Source organism: Paramagnetospirillum magnetotacticum MS-1 (assembly GCF_000829825.1).
GTDB lineage: Bacteria > Pseudomonadota > Alphaproteobacteria > Rhodospirillales > Magnetospirillaceae > Phaeospirillum > Phaeospirillum magnetotacticum.
In genome coordinates, this window is the sequence record NZ_JXSL01000030.1 from 105,587 (window position 1) to 123,860 (window position 18,274).

Annotated in this window: 13 protein-coding genes; 11 read left to right on the plus strand and 2 right to left on the minus strand. The window is 65.2% G+C overall.

What is annotated here, in order from left to right; genetic code table 11:
* Positions 1-12: 12 nt before the first annotated feature.
* From pdxA to CCC_RS13145, 4 genes are all read left to right on the plus strand, one after another.
* Positions 13-1,020 (plus strand): 4-hydroxythreonine-4-phosphate dehydrogenase PdxA, encoded by a 1,008-nt coding sequence (gene pdxA / locus CCC_RS13130; RefSeq protein ID WP_009870028.1) that lies wholly within the window; start codon positions 13-15, stop codon positions 1,018-1,020.
* Entirely contained in the window at positions 1,013-1,843 is an 831-nt protein-coding gene (gene rsmA / locus CCC_RS13135) for a 16S rRNA (adenine(1518)-N(6)/adenine(1519)-N(6))-dimethyltransferase RsmA (RefSeq protein ID WP_009870027.1), read from the plus strand. The genes pdxA and rsmA overlap by 8 nt, the downstream gene beginning before the upstream one ends.
* Positions 1,844-2,234: 391 nt before the next feature.
* The gene (locus tag CCC_RS13140; protein ID WP_041041806.1) at positions 2,235-3,647 is read left to right on the plus strand and encodes a methyl-accepting chemotaxis protein; all 1,413 of its coding nucleotides are present in this window, start codon (positions 2,235-2,237) and stop codon (positions 3,645-3,647) included.
* Positions 3,648-3,892: 245 nt separating this feature from the next.
* The gene (locus CCC_RS13145) at positions 3,893-4,600 is read left to right on the plus strand and encodes a cytidylate kinase-like family protein (protein WP_009870025.1); all 708 of its coding nucleotides are present in this window, start codon (positions 3,893-3,895) and stop codon (positions 4,598-4,600) included.
* A gap of 74 nt (positions 4,601-4,674) precedes the next feature.
* Here the strand turns inward: CCC_RS13145 and CCC_RS13150 are convergent, their stop codons facing one another.
* Entirely contained in the window at positions 4,675-5,223 is a 549-nt protein-coding gene (locus tag CCC_RS13150; protein WP_009870024.1) for a cytochrome b, read from the minus strand.
* A gap of 168 nt (positions 5,224-5,391) precedes the next feature.
* Here CCC_RS13150 and CCC_RS13155 point away from each other — a divergent pair, with 168 nt between their 5' ends.
* Together CCC_RS13155 and CCC_RS13160 are read left to right on the plus strand one after the other, a co-directional pair.
* Positions 5,392-6,333 carry an SPOR domain-containing protein gene (locus CCC_RS13155; RefSeq protein ID WP_009870023.1) on the plus strand — a complete coding sequence of 314 codons (942 nt, stop codon included), beginning with the start codon at positions 5,392-5,394 and terminating at the stop codon, positions 6,331-6,333.
* A gap of 99 nt (positions 6,334-6,432) precedes the next feature.
* A complete protein-coding gene (locus CCC_RS13160; RefSeq protein WP_052473215.1) occupies positions 6,433-9,468 on the plus strand; it encodes a PAS domain-containing protein in 3,036 nt (1,011 codons plus the stop codon).
* Between the two features lie 220 nt (positions 9,469-9,688).
* On the opposite strand, the gene CCC_RS13165 is transcribed toward CCC_RS13160, so the two are convergent.
* Positions 9,689-11,485, minus strand: coding sequence for a PHA/PHB synthase family protein (locus tag CCC_RS13165; RefSeq protein ID WP_041041808.1), 1,797 nt, complete (start codon positions 11,483-11,485; stop codon positions 9,689-9,691).
* 218 nt (positions 11,486-11,703) lie between these two features.
* Here CCC_RS13165 and CCC_RS13170 point away from each other — a divergent pair, with 218 nt between their 5' ends.
* The 5 genes from CCC_RS13170 (at position 11,704) to recJ (ending at position 18,257) form a co-directional block, all read left to right on the plus strand.
* On the plus strand, positions 11,704-12,837 hold the full coding sequence (locus tag CCC_RS13170; protein WP_009870018.1) for an OmpA family protein: 1,134 nt from the start codon (positions 11,704-11,706) through the stop codon (positions 12,835-12,837).
* Between the two features lie 108 nt (positions 12,838-12,945).
* Positions 12,946-14,181 (plus strand): LL-diaminopimelate aminotransferase, encoded by a 1,236-nt coding sequence (locus CCC_RS13175; protein ID WP_009870017.1) that lies wholly within the window; start codon positions 12,946-12,948, stop codon positions 14,179-14,181.
* Entirely contained in the window at positions 14,178-15,467 is a 1,290-nt protein-coding gene (locus CCC_RS13180) for a homoserine dehydrogenase (protein WP_009870016.1), read from the plus strand. The genes CCC_RS13175 and CCC_RS13180 overlap by 4 nt, the downstream gene beginning before the upstream one ends.
* Before the next feature lie 10 nt (positions 15,468-15,477).
* Positions 15,478-16,470 (plus strand): class II fructose-bisphosphatase, encoded by a 993-nt coding sequence (gene glpX / locus CCC_RS13185; protein WP_009870015.1) that lies wholly within the window; start codon positions 15,478-15,480, stop codon positions 16,468-16,470.
* Positions 16,467-18,257, plus strand: coding sequence for a single-stranded-DNA-specific exonuclease RecJ (gene recJ / locus CCC_RS13190; RefSeq protein WP_009870014.1), 1,791 nt, complete (start codon positions 16,467-16,469; stop codon positions 18,255-18,257). Before glpX ends, recJ begins: the two co-directional genes overlap by 4 nt.
* Positions 18,258-18,274: the final 17 nt, after the last annotated feature.

Genomic DNA, 18,274 nt, shown 5'->3' on the forward strand with positions numbered 1-18,274 from the left:
GAGCAGACGGGCATGACCATCCTCGCCCTGACCATGGGCGAGCCGGCGGGTATCGGGGGCGACATCGCCCTTTGCGCCTGGACCAGGCGCAAGGCCAATGCCATGCCGCCCTTCGTGATGATCGACGATTCCGGGCGCCTGCGCAATGTGGCCCGGCGCCTGGGGCTCGACATCCCCATCCGCGACGTGGCCACTCCCGCCGAGGCCGAAGCGGCCTTCGCCACGGCCCTTCCCGTCTTGCATCAGCCCTTGGCCGTCATGGTCGAGCCGGGAAAGCCCGATCCTGCCAATGTCCCCATGGTCAAGGCCGCCATCGAGCGCGCCGTCGCCTTGGCCCTGGCGGGCGAAGTGGCGGGGTTGGTCACCAATCCCATCCACAAACATGTGATGTACCAGGGTGGTTTTCCCTACCCCGGACATACCGAGTTCCTGGCCGCGCTTTTGGACCGTCCTGGCCTGCGCGAGGTGATGATGCTGGCCTGCCCTCAGTTGCGGGTCGTGCCGGTGACCATCCATCTGGGGCTGGCCGAAGCCATCCGCAGCCTGAGCACCGAACTTATCGTCGAGATCGGCCGGGTCACCGCCAAGGCCCTGAAAGAAGACTTCGCCATCGCGCGGCCCCGTCTGGCCGTCGCCGGGCTCAATCCCCATGCGGGAGAGGGCGGCGCCATGGGCCGCGAGGATGAGGAGGTGGTGGCACCCGCCATCGCCCGGTTGCGCGCCTTAAACATCGACGCCTTAGGCCCCTTGCCCTCCGATACCTTGTTCCACGCCAGGGCGCGCCAGAGCTACGACGCCGCGCTGTGCATGTATCACGATCAGGCCCTGATCCCCATCAAGACCATCGATTTCGACGGCGGCGTCAACGTCACCTTGGGTCTTCCCATCGTTCGCACCTCGCCCGATCACGGCACCGCCTTCGATCTGGCGGGAACGGGCCAGGCCAAGCCCGACAGCCTGGTGGCCGCGCTGCATATGGCCGCCACCATCGCCGCCAACCGGGAGAGGCAGCATGGCTGAACTGCCGCCGCTACGCGACGTCATCGCCCGCCACGGTCTGGATGCGCGCAAGTCCTTGGGCCAGCACTTCCTGTTCGACCTCAACCTCACGGGCCGCATCGCCCGCGCGGCGGGCGACCTGTCCGTGGGCACCGTGATCGAGATCGGCCCCGGACCAGGCGGCCTGACCCGCGCCCTCCTGGATGCCGGGGCGCGGCACGTCATTGCCATCGAGCGCGACGACCGCGCCATCGCCATCCAGAACGAGATCGCCGAGGCCTATCCCGGCCGCCTGGAGATCATTGCCGCCGATGCCATGACCATCGATGCCGCCGGTCTGGGCGAAATGCCAAGACGCATTGTCGCCAACCTGCCCTACAACATCTCCACCGCCCTGTTGCTGGGCTGGCTGCGCCGCGCCCAGGCCTTCGAACGCCTGATCCTGATGTTCCAGAAAGAGGTGGTGGACCGGCTGGCGGCGGCGCCGCGCTCGGACCATTACGGCCGCCTGTCGGTGATCACCCAGTGGCTGTGCGAGGTCCGTCCTCTTTTTAATGTGGATCGCCGCGCCTTCACGCCGCCTCCCGCCGTGACCTCCACCGTGGTCGACCTGATTCCGCGCTCCCAGCCCCTGGCGCCCGCCCGTTTCGAAACCCTGGAGCGGGTCACCGCCGCCGCCTTCGGCCAGCGGCGCAAGATGCTGCGCTCCAGCCTCAAGCCCTTAGGGGGCGCAGAGGAGTTGCTGGAGCGTACGGGCATTCTTCCCACCGCGCGGGCCGAGGAAATTCCGGTGGAGGGGTTTTGCGCCCTGGCCCGCGCCCTGGACGAACGCCAACAACCCTGACGGCCGTTATGCTATGATGCCCTCCAGCCAACAGGAGTTCATATGAGCGGATGGGGCTGCGTCCACGAGGATCATGGTTCTTGCACCAAGGTGGCCGGACGGGCTTGCGATCCGGGCATGAAGGGCTGCGTCCTGGCGGGGCGCTTCCGGTTTTCCAATCCGGTAAAAAATAGACAGGTAAAAGCGCCGCAAGAGCGCGCCACCCCGAATGCACCCGATGGGGATGACGAGCCGCCCATCCGGACATAACCCCTCATACCAAATGCCACGGCACCGCCTGAAGGCAAGCGTTGACGCGTCCCCAGGCAATAGGTTTTATTGAACCCCTATATCAAAGGTGCCCGATAGAGGCGCCGTTAATTAGGTGAATTACTCGTTGGGAGAAAGCGGAATGACGGCTGAGCGCGTTGGGGCCTCCCCAACGGCGGAGAGTGTTGACTCCTTCGCCACCGAGGTATTGAAGCAGATCGACAGTCTCAGCCTGGAGGTCGCCGATATCGCTGGCACCATGGATGGCCTGACCCGCTTTGTGAAGCATCAGGAAGAGCTGTTCGGGCATCTCAAAATGATCGCCCATGCCATGGCTGAAACCATCGGACGGATCGACGCCGCTGGCCGCGAAACCCGCGACATGACGGTCCAGGCCGGGCATCAATCCTCGCAATCCCTGCGCACCGTGGAAGAGGCTCTGTCCGGGGTCAACCAATTGGTCAGCGCCGTCCAGGGCATCGAGGAGCGCCTGGAGGGCCTGGACGGGGCGCTGGGCGAAGTCAGCGGCATGTCCCGCAGCATCCAGAAGATCGCCCGCCAGACCAATCTGCTGGCGCTCAACGCCACCATCGAGGCCGCCCGCGCCGGAGAGGCCGGAAAAGGCTTCGCCGTGGTGGCGACCGAGGTCAAGACCCTGGCCCGCCAGACCGCCGACGTCACCACCGGCATCGATGATACCGTCCAGAAGCTCTCGGGCTCGGTCACCGATCTGATCGAGACCTCCACCGACACGCTGAAGATGGCCGATTCGGTCGGTTCGGGCGTGGGCGTCATCAATGAGGCCGTCTCGGTCTTCGGCAATGTCATCGGATCGGTCGAAGGCAAGGTCGGCGATATCTCGGAGGCCGCGTCCGCCTCCCTGACCCAGTGCGGCGACGTGATCGGCGAGATCGACAAATTCTTCGAAGGCATCGCCATGACCAGCGCAAGCCTGCGCAAGGCCGACGAGCGCATCGCCTCGCTGCTGGGCAATTCCGAGGAACTGATGGGCTATATCGCCGCCTCGGGATTCCGCACCGCCGACACCCAGTTCATCGAAGCCATTCAGGAGGCGGCCCGCCAGGTATCGGCAGCCTTCGAACAGGGCGTAACCTCGAGCCGAATCTCCCTCTCAGACCTGTTCGACGAGAACTACCAGCCCATCGCAGGCACCAATCCGCAGCAGCACAATACGCGCTATGCCAGTTTCACGGATTCGGTCCTGCCCGATATCCAGGAGCCGTTGCTGGCCTTGGACAGCCGCGTCGCCTTCTGCGTCACCATCGACCGCAACGGCTATATCGCCACCCACAACAAGAAGGTGTCGAACCCCCAGGGCTCCGACCCGGTGTGGAACAACGCCAATTGCCGTAACCGGCGCATCTTCAACGACCGCACCGGCCTGTCGGCGGGCCGCAATACCAAGCCCTTCCTGTTGCAGACCTATCGCCGCGACATGGGTGGCGGCCAGTTCATCATGATGAAGGACGTGTCCGCCCCCATCACGGTGCAAGGGCGCCACTGGGGCGGCATCCGCCTGGGCTACCGGATCTAGAGCACCGAGCCTCAAATATGAGGCGCGGTGCTGATGCGAGCATTGAGCGAGCGACCAAGGGCGCGGAGGCGCCCGCTAAGGTAGAGGGCAAAACAAATAAAACTAAAGCGTGATGCATATTTAAGGCATCACGCTTTAGCACAACGGCGTTTTTGCGGGGGCCGCCTTTCCCAAGCAGGGGATGGCGGCCCCTTCGTCATGGGCGTATCATTTCGGATGGGTAGGTTTTCCGTAGGGAGGCTGCCATGACGACCAATATCCTTTCCGTCATCTCCGCAATGGCCGAAGTGGCGACGGTCCCCCGTCAAGGCGATCAACTGCGCCCCCGGCAACCGGTGATCACGCTTTCGCGCGACTTCGGCTCGGGCGGCGACGTCATCGCCACCCGCGTCTGCCAGCGCCTGAAACTCCCCCTTTATGACGAGGAATTGCTGCGCGAAGTGGCCGCGCGCCTCAATGACGACCCCGCCATCGTCCGGTTGATGGACGAAGGCTTCGGCCGCGCCAAGGACATGTGGCTCTACCGCCTGTTCTCGGGCAAGGACATCAGCCCCGACGCCTACCGCGATACGCTGGTCAAGGTGGTGATGAGCCTGGGCCGCCTGGGCGGCATCATCGTGGGCCGTGGCGCCCATATCATCTTAGCGGGTGAGTGCGCATTGCGCGTTCGCGTCGCAGGCAGCCCCGAAGTCTGCGCCAAGCGCATGGCCGAACAGGGCCATGGCAACGAGGCCGACCTCCTGGCCAAGGCCCAGGAGATCAACCACCGGCGCGGCAAGTTCGTGTGGGAGGCCTTCCACTCGCGCCTGTCCGATGCCAGCCAGTTCGACCTGACCATCAACACCGACCGCATGGAAGACTTCGAAGATGTGGTCGAGACCATCGTGGTCATGGCCGAGGCCGTTCATTCCGGCCGCGTCCTGCGCGGCGACCTGATCCGCGCCCACGTCTGACCCCATTCCCCCAATGGGGGCGGCGTGGGTCCGCTCCGGGAGAGAGGTTCCCCCCCTCTCCCGGCTGCGGGCTGTTAAAGCGGCGTGCGCCCCGGCAGCATGCGGGCCATGATATCGTCCTTGAGGATGAAGCGATGGCGCAGCGCCGCCGCGATATGGCCGATCAGAATGACGGCCAGGACCCAACCCAGGACCTCGTGGCCCTCCTTGAAAACGCCGTTAAGCGCTTCGTTCTTGGCAAGCAGCTTGGGCAGCACCAGCCCGAATACCGAGACGTCGCGCCCGGCCGTCTGGCTCATCAGGATGCCGTCCACCGGGATCAGCACCATCATCAGATAAAGGGCGACATGACCGGCCCAGGCCAGCATCCGCTCAGCCGGGCTCATGGATGGGGGTAGCGCCGGCTGCGGCTTTGCCAGCCGCCAGGCCAGGCGGGCCACGGCCAGGACCAGCATGATGCAGCCGATGGCCTTGTGCAGCCCGATCACCTCGGAGCGTTGCGGTCCCTTGGGGATGACGTCGATCATATGCCCGACCACCCACAGGGCAAGAATGCCCGCGGCCATCACCCAGTGCAGCGACTTCGCCACCGCGTCGTAGCGCGCAGGAGCAGTAACATTCATGGCAGTTCCCCAACTTCCTTCGAACGAAGCGCGGAGCTTAGCACGACGCACGGGATGTTGACATTACCCACCGAGCGCATACCCTTCCCTGAACGGATTGTGGGGTTGCCTTCAATGGCGCGTTGCGCATCGCATCTTGCTTCGGTCGCGGCATGTCTCGCGATATCCATGGGTTTGACCGGTTGCGGCGGCATCGTCGGCATCCCGCCCGCGGCCGAGTCCTGGCCATCACCACAGCAAGAGGTGGCGCCCGAAGCGGTGCGCTACCCTGAGGTCCGCCTTTCCGTCCCCACGGCCATCGCCGCCGATCCCGAGGCCCAACGGTTCCTGCTTCTGCGTCAATTGGCCGAAGCCGGGCTGGTCGGCCCCGACGAAGCGGCTACGCGGCGCAACGCCAATATCGGCGCCTTGGCTCCCTATTCCGCACCGCCTCCGGCCGCTGGCCTGGGAAGGCCTGTGGCGCTGCGCGACATCGCCGACCGATTGGCCCGGCTGTCCGTCCCCGCCCCCGGCATGCCCCCCTCGGTGCGCCAGGCCGAGCGCGACTTCCTGATGGACAGCCTGCTGCCGGCCGAGCCCGTCACCCGGACCCCGCCCGCCCGCAAGGACAGCGCCGCCCTGTCCGTTGGACGGCGTCGCGCCGAGGATCTGGCCCGCCTTGGTCTGTTGGACCATGAGGAGTACCAACGGGAAATGGCCACCATCATCGCCGCCGAGCGTGAATTGGCCAATGCTCCGCCTCCTCCGCCACCGCCGCCGCCCAAGAAGAAGAAGGCCCCGGCCAAGAAACCCGTTCCCGATGGCGGAGTCCCCGGCGCCACCCGCGATGGCGACATTCCCGGTGGCACCGTGCCGTTCAATCCCAAGGGGACTTTGGGACTTCACTTGCTGTCCATGGCGTCGCCCACCACCACCGACAAGGCGGTGGAAGCCCTGAAAAAGGAGTTCCCGGAATTGGCGGCGATGGAATTCAAGGCGGTCAAAACCGACATTCCAGACCTGGGCACCACCTACCGACTGATGGCCGGGCCGTTGTCGGGAACCGACGCCGAAGCCCTTTGCCGCGCCCTTCGCGGCAAAGGACAATCCTGCGCCATCACCAATTTCTAGCGAAACGCTCAGGATTATGGCCGTGGGGCACGGAAAGCCTTTGCAGCACAATCGGGCCCAGTCTATTCTTTTTCCGCTCTCCCTATGGCGTTCGGCCTAATGCCTTCATCCGGGACCCTCCCTCCTCTCCCCATCGAGCTTGCGCCCAAGGCGCAAGACGCCGCCGATTCGGGCGAGCGGAGATTCACCATTCGTCTTTCTCTGGCCGTTCTTGCGCTCAACCTGTTCATCGGCGCGCTGGTCGGCGTCGTGATCAAGATGGGATACGACCAGCAACGGCAGCAGGCCATCTCCGAGGCCCAGAACCTGTCCTCGGTTCTGCGCTCCCATATGGGCGGCATCATCGCCAAGATCGACCTCACCTTGCTGACCGTGGCCGACGAGATCGCCCGCCAGGAACGGACCGGCGGCATCGATGCCGCGCAAATGGAAGAGCTTTTGCGCCGCCATGATTCCCGCCTGCCCGAAACCTTGGGCCTGCGGGTGGTGGATGCCAAAGGCATCATCCGCTTCGGGGTTACCGGCATCAAGGCGCCGCTGACCAGCGTCGCCGACCATCCGCATTTCGCCCGGCTGCGCGGCAACGACGAATCGGGTCTGATCATTTCGCCTCCCATTTTGGGGCGGGCCGCCAAGGTCTGGATGATCACCCTGGCGCGGCGTCTCACCCATCAGGACGGCAGCTTCGCTGGGGTTGTCCACGTCGCCTTGCCCATCAACCGGCTGGTCGAAGCCTTCGCCGCCATCTCCACCGGCAGCAAGGGGGCCATCAGCCTGTGGAACGACGCCCCCGCCATGATCGCCCGCGTTCCCGATCTGGGTGAGCCGGAGGGCATTTTCCTGTCGCCCCCCCTGCCCTCGCCCCCCTTGAGGGAGATCATCAACGGCAATCTGGAAAGTGGCACCTATATCGGCCAATCGGGCAGCGACAATATCTGGCGCACCCACAGCGCCCACCGCATCGGGACCTTGCCGCTTTGGATCGCCGTCGGCCTGGCCGATGACGACACCATGGCCGACTGGCGGTTGCAGGCCCGTATTCTGGCGGGCGCGGCGATCCTGTTCGCCCTGGGCAGCGTCGCGGCCGCATTCATGATCCGGCGCAACTGGCGCACCCGCCACCGCTCCGCCTCCGCCATCGAAGAGGCGCATATTCAGACCGAGGAGGCGCGGCGCCGTCTTGAACTCATTTTGGGCTCGGCTGGCGAAGGAATCTGCGGCGTCGACCCCCAGGGACGGATCACCTTCATGAATCCGGCGGCGCGCCGCATGCTGGGCTGGGGTGATAACGAGGGAATCGGCCTCAATCTTCACGACGAGGTCCACCACCATCGCGCCGACGGCAGTGACTTCCCGGCCGTGGCCTGCCCAGTCTGGCAGACGCTGCACGACGGCAATGTCCGCCATGTGCCCCGTGACGTGCATTGGCGGCGTGACGGCACGCCCATTCCGGTGGAATTCACCACCGCCCCCATCATCCAGAACGGCCAGGTGGTCGGCGCCGTCACCTTGTTCCGCGACATCGCCCGAAGGATCCGGGCCGAAACCGAGGCCGCCCGCAATCTGGCCGTGACCTCGGCCATGAGCAATATCTTGCGCCATTCGCTGGAAGACCGGCGCCTGGAGGAAATCCTTCGCGATGCCCTGGTGGAGATTCTGTGCCTTCCCTGGCTCAATGTGGAAGAACGCGGCGCCATCTTCCTGGCCGATCCGGAGACGAAGTCCCTGCGCATGGTGGCCGAACACAACATGATGCCGTCCGTCGTCCGGGCCTGTTCGACGATCGATATGGGCCACTGCCTGTGCGGGATCGCGGCCGAACGGCGTGCGCCGGTCTTCGCCTCCCATATGGATGAACGGCATCAGACGCGGGTGCCCGGCATGCACGAGCACGGGCATTATTGCATTCCCATCATGAATGGCGCCGATGTCCTGGGCGTCCTCAATGCCTATGTGGGCCATGGGCATCAATGGCAAAAGGAAGAGGAACGCTTCCTTGCGATGGTTGCCGACACCTTGGCGGGCGTCATCCGCAGGAAGCAGATCGAACAGACCCTGAAGGACAGCGAGGAACTGTCCAAGACCTTGCTGAACGCCACCATCGACGGCGCTCTGCTGCTCGATCCCGATGGACGGGTCCTGGCCGCCAACGAAGCCATGGCGGCCCGCTTCGCCAAAACACCCGAACTCATGGCTGGCAACGTTCTTTTCGACTTTCTGCCGCCCCATCTGGGCGCTAGCCGCCGGGTTCAATTCGACCGGGTCCTGGCCGACAAGACACCGTTCCACAGCCAGGACGAGCGGGACGGCGCCGTCTTCGACAACCGTATCTATCCGGTCCAGGACGGCGACGGCGGAATCCGGCGGGTGGCCGTGTTTTCCCGCGACATCACGCAGCAACGCGCCGCCCAGCAGGCCATTGAAAAGGCGCTGGCCGATCTGGCCCGTTCCAATGCCGAGTTGGAGCAGTTCGCCTATGTGGCCTCCCATGATCTGCGCGAGCCGCTCAGAGCCATCACCGGCCATCTGCAGCTGCTCCAGCGTCTGGCCAAGGACAAGCTGGACGATTACGCCCTGGAATCCCTGATTTTCGCCGTCGATGGCGCCCGGCGCATGGACGCCCTGATCCGCGACCTGCTGGACTATTCACGCATCGGCCATGCCGACCGCGAGATGGAGACTCTGGAACTGGGCGCGGTCATCGCCGATGCCCTGGCCAATCTGTCCGCCACCATCGCCGATAGCGGCGCCACGGTGACCACGCTGACCCCCATGCCCCATGCCCATGGCAACCGCATGGAACTGATTCGGTTGTTCCAGAATCTGATCGGCAACGCCCTGAAATACAGCGCCTCCAACCGGCCGCCCGTGGTCGAGGTGAGCGCCTCCGCCCGGGAAAATGCCTGGGATATTTCCATCCACGACAACGGAATCGGTATCGCGCCCGAGAACTTCGAACGCATATTCATGATCTTTCAGCGCCTGCATGGGCGGGAAAAGTATGAAGGCACCGGCATCGGGCTGGCCGTCTGCCGCAAGATCGTCGATCGCCACGGCGGCGCTATCCGCGTGGAGTCCGAACCGGACCTGGGCAGCACCTTCACCGTCACGCTGCCTGCGGTCAGCGGGGAATAACCGCCTCGGCCGTCCTTCAATCCTACAAAGACCAAGCGCAGCCCACGAAAAAAGGCGGCGCCCGCAGGTGCCGCCTTATTCGACCGACCGGTCAGATACGACCGTCTAGACCATCGAGCGTAAATATGGCGCACGATGGTCTGTTTGATGTTTGTCCCTCGCCGGGCGCGGCCTCAATGGCGGCTAATCGCGGTGTGCGCCAGATACGACGCTCACCGCTCTAGACCGCCCTGACCTTGACATAGGAGCCGGGCGCCGCCTCGATGGTCTTCAGCTTGCCGTCGCCGGGCTGGCGGGCGGGAACCTGCTTGCCCGCGACCTTCTCGACCCACTTTTGCCAATCGGTCCACCAGGAGCCCTCCACCTGGGTGGCGCCCGCCAGCCAGACTTCCGGGTTCTTGGGCTTCTTGGCATTGGTCCAGTAGCAGTATTTGTTGGCGGCCGGAGGATTGACCACACCGGCAATATGGCCCGAGGCCGACAGCACGAACTTGATGGGACCCGACACGTTCTGGGTCAGGGCATAGGTGCTCTGCCAGGGTGCGATGTGATCCTCGCGGGTCGACAGCATGTAGATGGGCGTCTTGATGTTGCCCAGGTCGATCTTGACGCCATTGAGTTCGATGGCGCCCGCTTCGATCAGCCGGTTCTCCTGGTACATCTTGCGCAGATAGAAGCTGTGCATGGCCGCGGGCATGCGGGTCGAATCCGAGTTCCAGTACAGGAGATCGAACGGGAAGGGATCCTTGCCCAGCAGGTAGTTGTTGACCACGAAGGACCAGATCAGGTCGTTGGCGCGCATCATGTTGAAGGTGGTCGCCATGTCGCGGCCGTCCAGGAAGCCCACCTGATTCATGCGGGTTTCCAGGGCGGAGAGCTGTTCCTCGTCAATGAACACGCCCAGTTCGCCGGGGTCCTTGAAATCGGTCATGGTGGTGAAGAAAGTGGCCGAGGCGATGCGGTCTTCACCCTTGGCGGCCAGATAGGCCAGGGTGCAGGCCAGCAGCGTGCCGCCCAGGCAGTAGCCGGCTGCGTTGACTTGGCGGGAGCCGGTGGCCTTCTCGATGGCGTCGATGGCGGCCAGGGGGCCTTCCAGCATGTAGTCGCCAAAGCCCTTATGGGCCAGCTTCTCGTCCGGATTGACCCAGGAGATCACGAACACGGTATGGCCCTGGTCGACCGCCCATTTGATCAGGGAATTCTTGGGGCGCAGATCCAGGATGTAAAACTTGTTGATCCACGGCGGCAGGATCAGCAGCGGCTTCTCGAACACCTGGGGCGTGGTCGGATCGTACTGGATCAGCTGCATCAGATCGGTCTGGAAGACCACCTTGCCCGGCGTGACGGCGATGTTGTCGCCCACCTTGAAGGCGTCGTAATCGGTCATCTTGATGGCCAGGTTGCCCTTGCCCCGCTCAAGATCGTCCAGCAGGTTGTTGAGGCCCTTCAGCAGGTTCTCGCCCCGGCTTTCCACGGTGGCGCGCAGCACCTCCGGATTGGTCAGGACGAAATTGCTGGGCGCCATGGCGTCCACGAACTGGCGGGTATAGAAGTCGACCTTCTTGGCGGTGTGGTCATCCAACCCTTCCACATTCTTCACCACGCCCTGCATCCAGCGGGCCGACAGCAGGTAGGACTGCTTGATGAAGTCGAAGATCTCGTTTTCCTGCCACATCTCGTCCTTGAAGCGGCGATCGCCCGAATCGGGGGCGACCACGGGCTGAGTTTCCTCGCCCATCATGCGGCGCGCCGTGTTCTGCCACAGCGACATGTAGTCCTGCCACAGATTGAGATTGGCCTCGACCAGCTTGCCGGGGTCGCTCATCAGCTTGGCCGTCATCTCCATGAAGGCATTGCCGATGTTCAAGGGATCGGCCGTCGCCGCGGAAGGATCCGCCGCCTGACGCGTCAGAAAGTCGGCCACAAGACGCTGGGACCGTTCGGCGATGCTGGTCATCGCCTTGGAAAGTTCCGTCGCATCGATCATTTTGGACTCAGCGCCCGTCTGCTCGGCCATCAGCTACCCCTTAATTTTACGGTGCATCCAGAGTGCAACCATACACGGCGATTGCCCCTTTGTCGCGTCGTCCAGCGTTCCGGTGGGTGCACCGCCCATCCTTTCCGCTCGCTCCATAGACCTATATACTTTCGAACCATGGCCTGATAAACGTGAACTTGCCGTAAAATTCGGTCTAAACAAAATAGTTTCTCGATACCGGGGGCAGCAGTTCGTCCATGTTCGATTGCATCGAGGCTTGGCGCCGTCGTTACGAGCGCCGCACGCTGGCCGTCAGCCGGAGCGTCGCCATCGCCGCTCTGATCGCTGGCTGCTCCTATGTTCCAGACGCCGTCAATCCGGTGGAATGGTACAAGGGCGTCACGGGAATGTTCGACGGTGACGACGCGCCCGTGGTGGCCGCGCCCCGCCGTCCCGACGGCTCTTTCCCCAATGTGAACGAGGCTGGCGCCAAGACGTCGTCTTCCCCGGGAAAAGGCCTGGCTGGCGACAAGGGCAATGCCAATTACGCCCAGTCGGTGAAGCGTGAACCCGCCCCCACCAAGCAGCTCGCCAAAAAGACGCCCCAGACCCAGACCCAGGTGGCCGAGGCCCCGTCTTCCGCTCCGGCTCCGACCCAGGACGCTTCCGGCAGGGGATCCTACCAGCCGTCCCTGGACCGCCGCATGCAGGCCGCCCGCGACGAAGGCCCCAATGCGCCGCCCAGGACCGCTCCCGGCGGCCCGCCGGCGCGGGCAGAAATTCCCGACAGCATTCCGACCCGCCGCGGTCTGCTGGCCGAACATTTCCAGAAGCGTCTGGCCGAATCCGCCGTGGCCACCAACAAGGGCGATCCCTTCACCGGCATCCCCGCCGCCCGTACCCAGGCCTCCTACAACCAGCCGGTCAACACCTATGCCGTTCCCGCCCAGCCGCCGGTGGGCATGAGCCGCTCGCCCGCTTTCGCCGCCGATACCGGCGAACGCGCCCCCCAGCTGATTCCGCCCAAGGGCATGCGCGGCGCCAAGGGCATGATCGCGGCGCCCAAGGCCCCTGCCGCCCAGTTCGACGTGGCCTCGCTGCAATTCGGCCCCAGTGGCGGCCTGACCGCCGCCGACGGCGCCCAGCTGCGCGAAGTGGCCTCGTTGCAGAAGCAGACTGGCGGCGTGGTCCGCATCGTGGGCTATCCCGCGCCGGGCGCCGTTTCCTTCGCCGGACAGGATGACGCCTCCGTCGCCCTGACCCGTGCCAAGGCGGTGGCCAAGTCGCTGACCGCGCTGGGCGTGCCCGCCCGCAAGATCATGGTCGCCGCCGATGCCGCCGGGCCGTCCTCTTTCGACGACAGCGGCGCCAAGGTCTCCATCGAGTATTGATCGCAGGACTGAGATACGGACGGAATCAGTGTGATTCCGTCCGGATTGCCATCGATTCTTAACCGACACCGCGCTACGGTCTCTCGTCACGCGATCGGAATTCCGCTTATGAACAGCCAGCACGACTTTCACCGCATCAAGCGCCTTCCGCCCTATGTGTTCGCCGAGGTGAACGCCATGAAGGCCCGCGCGCGGGCCGCCGGGGAAGACATCATCGATTTCGGCATGGGCAATCCGGATCAGCCGACCCCCACCCATATCGTCGACAAGCTGGTGGAGGCGGCGCGCAATCCGCGCGCCCACCGTTATTCCATGAGCCGGGGTATTCCGGGCCTCAGAAAGGCCCTGTCGGCCTATTACCAGCGCCGCTTCGCCGTCGATATCGACCCGGAGGCCGAGTGCATCGTGACGCTGGGCTCCAAGGAGGGGCTGGCCAATCTGGCCAATGCCATCACCAGCCCCGGCGACATCGTGCTGGTGCCCAATCCCAGCTATCCCATCCATCCTTACGGCTTCATCATCGCGGGCGGGTCGTGCCGCTTCGTGCCCGTGACCCCCGATGCCGAGTTCCTGAAAGCGCTCGACCGCGCCGTGCGCCATTCGGTGCCAAAGCCCATCGCCCTGGTGCTGAACTATCCCAGCAATCCCACCGCCCTGCTGGCCGATCTTGATTTCTACGGCCAGGTCGTGGAGTTCTGCCGCCATCACGGCATCTGGATTCTGTCCGACCTGGCCTATTCGGAAATCTATTTCGATGTGGCGCCGCCGCCGTCCATCCTGCAGATTCCCGGCGCCAAGGATATCGCGGTCGAGTTCACCTCCATGAGCAAGACCTACAACATGCCGGGCTGGCGCATCGGCTTTGCCGCTGGCAACAAAACGCTGATCAATGCTCTGGCACGCATCAAGAGCTATCTCGATTACGGTGCCTTCACCCCCATCCAGGTGGCGGCCACCGCCGCGCTCAACGGCCCCCAGGATTGCGTCGACGAGATCCGCGCGCTCTACAAGAGCCGCCGCGACGCCCTGATCGAGGGCCTTGCCGCCGCAGGCTGGGACATCCCCAGCCCGCCCGCCACCATGTTCGCCTGGGCCCCCATCCCCAAGCCTTTCGCCCATCTCGGCTCGCTGGAATTTTCCAAGCTGCTGATGCGCGAAGCCCAGGTGGCTGTGGCGCCCGGCATCGGCTTTGGCGAATATGGCGATTCCCATGTCCGCATCGGATTGGTGGAAAACGTCCAGCGCACCCGTCAGGCGGTGCGTAACATCAAGACTTTCCTCGGCAGCACCGGGCAGGTGCTCGAGGCTTCGGAAAAACAGCGCGCAGCAGGAACGGAACCATGACCAAGGCCTCCCCTCTTAAAATCGCCATCGCCGGACTGGGCACCGTCGGCGGCGGCACCGTTCATCTGCTGCATGATCAGGCCGAGTTGCTGGCCGCCCGCGCCGGGCGCCCCCTGGCCCTGGTCGCCGCCGCCGCCCTGGTCAAGCCCGCCGATCTGCCGCTGGACGGGGTGACGTTCTTCGCCGACGCCCGCGACATGGCCAAGACCTGCGATTACGACGTGCTGGTGGAACTGATCGGCGGCGCCAAGGGCATCGCTCTCGACGTGGTCAGGACGGCGCTGGAGCGCGGCAAGTCGGTGGTCACCGCCAACAAGGCCATGATCGCCCATAACGGCATCGAACTGGCCCGTCTGGCCGAGGCCAAGGGCGGCAATATCGGCTTCGAAGCCAGTGTCGGCGGCGGCATTCCCATCATCAAGTCCTTGCGCGAAGGCCTGGCTGGCAACCGCGTCAGCAAGGTGATGGGCATCCTCAACGGCACCTGTAACTATATCCTCACCACCATGCGCGATTCGGGGCGCGACTTCGCCGACGTGCTGGCCGAGGCCCAGGCCCTGGGCTATGCCGAGGCTGACCCCAGCTTCGACATCGACGGCACCGACACCGCTCACAAGCTGGCCATCCTGGCCTCCCTGGCTTTCGCCATGCCCCTGGACATCGATTCCGTGGCGTGCGAGGGCATCCGCAATATCAGCGCGCTGGACATCCGCTACGCCGACGAACTGGGCTACCGCATCAAGCTGCTGGGCGTGGCCTCGGTTTCCGATCAGGGCGTCGAGACCCGCGTCTATCCCGCCATGGTACCGCTGGCCTTCCCGCTGGCCCATGTGAGCGGCCCCTTCAACGCCATCGTCACCGAGGGCGATTTCGTCGGCCGCACCGTCCTGGAAGGACGGGGCGCGGGGGCGCGCCCCACCGCGTCCGCCGTGGTCGCCGATCTGATGGATCTGGCCACCGGCCGCGTGGGCCCCACATTCGGCCTGCCGGTCGGCGTCCTCAAGGCTTTGCCCGCCGCGCCCGCTGGCGCCCACCGCAGCGCCTATTACATCCGCCTGATGGTCAGGGACGAGCCCGGCGTCTTCGCCGACGTGGCGGGCGTCTTGAAGGCGCACAAAGTCTCCATGGAGCAGATCATCCAGCGCGGCCGCTCGCCGTCGGAGGTGGTGCCGGTGGTGATGACCGTGCACGAGACCGACGAGGCCTCCATGCTGGGCGCCGTGAAAAGCATCCGGGCGCTGGCTTCGGTCACCGATCTTCAGCTCATCCGCATCGAGTCGCTCTAGGACACGGATCATGTCCATCCACACCGCCACCCTGCCCGTCCTCGACCGCAACCTCGCCCTGGAAGTGGTGCGCGTCACCGAAGCCAGCGCATTGGCAGCCGCCCGCCAGACCGGACGCGGCGACGAACGCGCCGCCGATGAGGCCGCCTGCTCGGCCATGCGCCACGCGCTGAACGGCCTGTCCATGGACGGCGTCATCGTCAATGGCGAGGGCGACGATTCCACCCAGCCGCTGCACACCGGCGAGAAGGTGGGCAACGGCAAAGGGCCCAAGGTCGATATCGTGCTGACCGCGCTGGAGGGCCGCTCCATCTGCGCGCGCGGCGCCCACAACGCGCTGTCGGTGGTGGCCATGACCGAGGAAGGCAGCTTCCTCAAAGTGCCGCAGCATTCCTATATGGAAAAGATCGTGGTGGGCGCGGGCATGCCTTCGAGCATCATCGATCTCGACTCCACCCCAGAGGAAAATCTGTCGCGCATCGCCAAGGCCAAGGGCGTCACCCTGTCGGAACTGACCGTCAGCGTGCTGGACCGCCCCCGCCATGGCGAGCTGATCGAGCGCCTCTATGCCGCCGGTGTGCGGGTCATGCTGTTCGACGACGGCGACGTGTCGGGCGCCCTGGCCGCTGGCCTGCCCGATTCCGGCGTGGACGTCTATATGGGCTCGGGCGGCGCCGCCCAGGGCGTGCTGGCCGCCGCCGGGCTGAAATGCCTGGGGGCCCAGATGCAATGCCGCCTGCTGTGCCGGTCCGACCAGGATCATGCGGCGGCGCGCCGGGTCGGCATTGCCGATACAAGGCGCAAGTGGAATATCGAGGACATGGTGCGCGGCGAGGTCATGTTCGCCGCCACGGGCATCACCGACGGCCATGTGCTGAAAGGCGCCCGCTTGGCTCCCAACAACCGGGCGGAAAGCCATTCCCTGGTCATGCGCTCGGTTACCGGCACCATCCGCTACTTAAGCGTCCAGCACGATCTCAGCCGGAGCCACCTGCCCGCATGAGCCACAGACCACCAGGCGCGCAGGGGGCCGCCTTCCTGGGGGTAGAGCGCTCGCTCTCCGGGCGGCGCTGGCTGGCGCGGCCCGGCGACGAGCGCCTGGCCGTCACCCTGGCCCAGCGCCTGGGACTTCCCGAATTGGTGGGCCGCGTCCTGGCCTCTCGCGGAATCGGTCTCGACGAGGCGGAAAGCTTTCTCAATCCGACGCTACGCGACCTTCTGCCCGATCCCGGTCACCTCAAGGGCATGGATAAGGCGGTGGAAAGGCTGGTCAAGGCGGTGACCGGGGCCGAAACCATCGGCATCTTCGGCGATTACGACGTGGACGGCGCCACCTCCTCGGCGCTGCTGAAGAACGCCCTGGCCGATATGGGCGCAAAGGCCCGCGTCTATATCCCCGACCGCATAAAGGAAGGCTATGGCCCCAACGCCCCCGCCCTGCTGCGGCTCAAGGCGGAAGGCGTCGGCGTGGTGATCACCGTCGATTGCGGCACAACCGCCTTCGAGGCCCTTCAAACCGCTACCCAGGCTGGCCTCGACATGATCGTCGTCGACCACCATGTGGGCGAGGCGGCGCTGCCCGCCGCCCTGGCGGTGATCAATCCCAACCGCCTGGACGAGACCAGCCCCCACGGCCATCTGGCCGCCGTGGGCGTGGCCTTCCTGCTGGCCGTGGGCCTGAACCGCGGACTGAAGGCGGCGGGCTGGTACCAATCGCGCCCCGCCCCCGATCTCATGCGCTGGCTGGATCTGGTGGCATTGGGCACCGTCTGCGACGTGGTGCCCCTGGTGGGCGTCAACCGCGCCCTGGTGGTCCAGGGACTGAAAGTGATGGCCAAGCGAGGCAATGTGGGTCTGGCCGCCCTGGCCGATGTGGCGGGCGTCAAGGAGCGCCCGGATTCCTATACGCTCGGCTATGTGCTGGGGCCACGCGTCAATGCCGGTGGGCGCGTCGGCGAAGCCGAACTGGGCACCCGATTGATGTCCACCGAGGACGCGGCCGAGGCCGCCGAAATCGCCCGGCAGCTGGACGGCTATAACAAGGACCGCCAGGAGATCGAGGCCGTCGTCCTGCTCGACGCCATCGAACAGGTGGAAACCCGCCCCGATGACGGTCGCCCCCTGCTGATGGCGGCGGGCGAGAACTGGCATCCCGGCGTCATCGGCATCGTCGCCGGACGCCTCAAGGAACGCTATGGCCGCGTGGCCTGCGTGGTGGCCCTGGAAGGCGGCCAGGGCAAGGGCTCGGGCCGCTCGGTGCCCGGCCTGGATCTGGGCTCGGCCATCATCGCGGCGCGTCAGGCGGGCTTGCTGCTGGCCGGTGGTGGCCACGCCATGGCCGCAGGCTTCACCGTGGCCCGCGACAAGCTGAATGACCTCTCCGATTTCCTCGCCGAACGCCTCCAGGCCCAGTTGGAGGGCGATCTGGTGCCACTCCTCGAGTTGGACGGCGCCCTCGATGCGGGAGCGGCCGGAATCGAGCTGGTGGAGACGCTGGCGCAGGTAGGCCCCTTCGGTTCGGGCAACCCGGAACCCCGCTTCGCCATCTCGGGCGCCCGCATCGCCAAGGCCGATGTGGTTGGCTCGGGCCATGTCCGCCTGATGCTGACCGGCGCGGGCGGCAAGCGCCTCAAGGCCATCGCCTTCCGCGCCGCGGATTCGGAAATGGGCCACGCCCTTCTGTCCTCGGCTGGCGCCTCGTTCCATCTGGCGGGGACATTGCGGGTCGACACCTGGCAGGGTAATTCCAGCGTCCAGTTGATCATCGACGACGCCGCTTTTGCCCGATGATGCGATTTCGTCGCTTT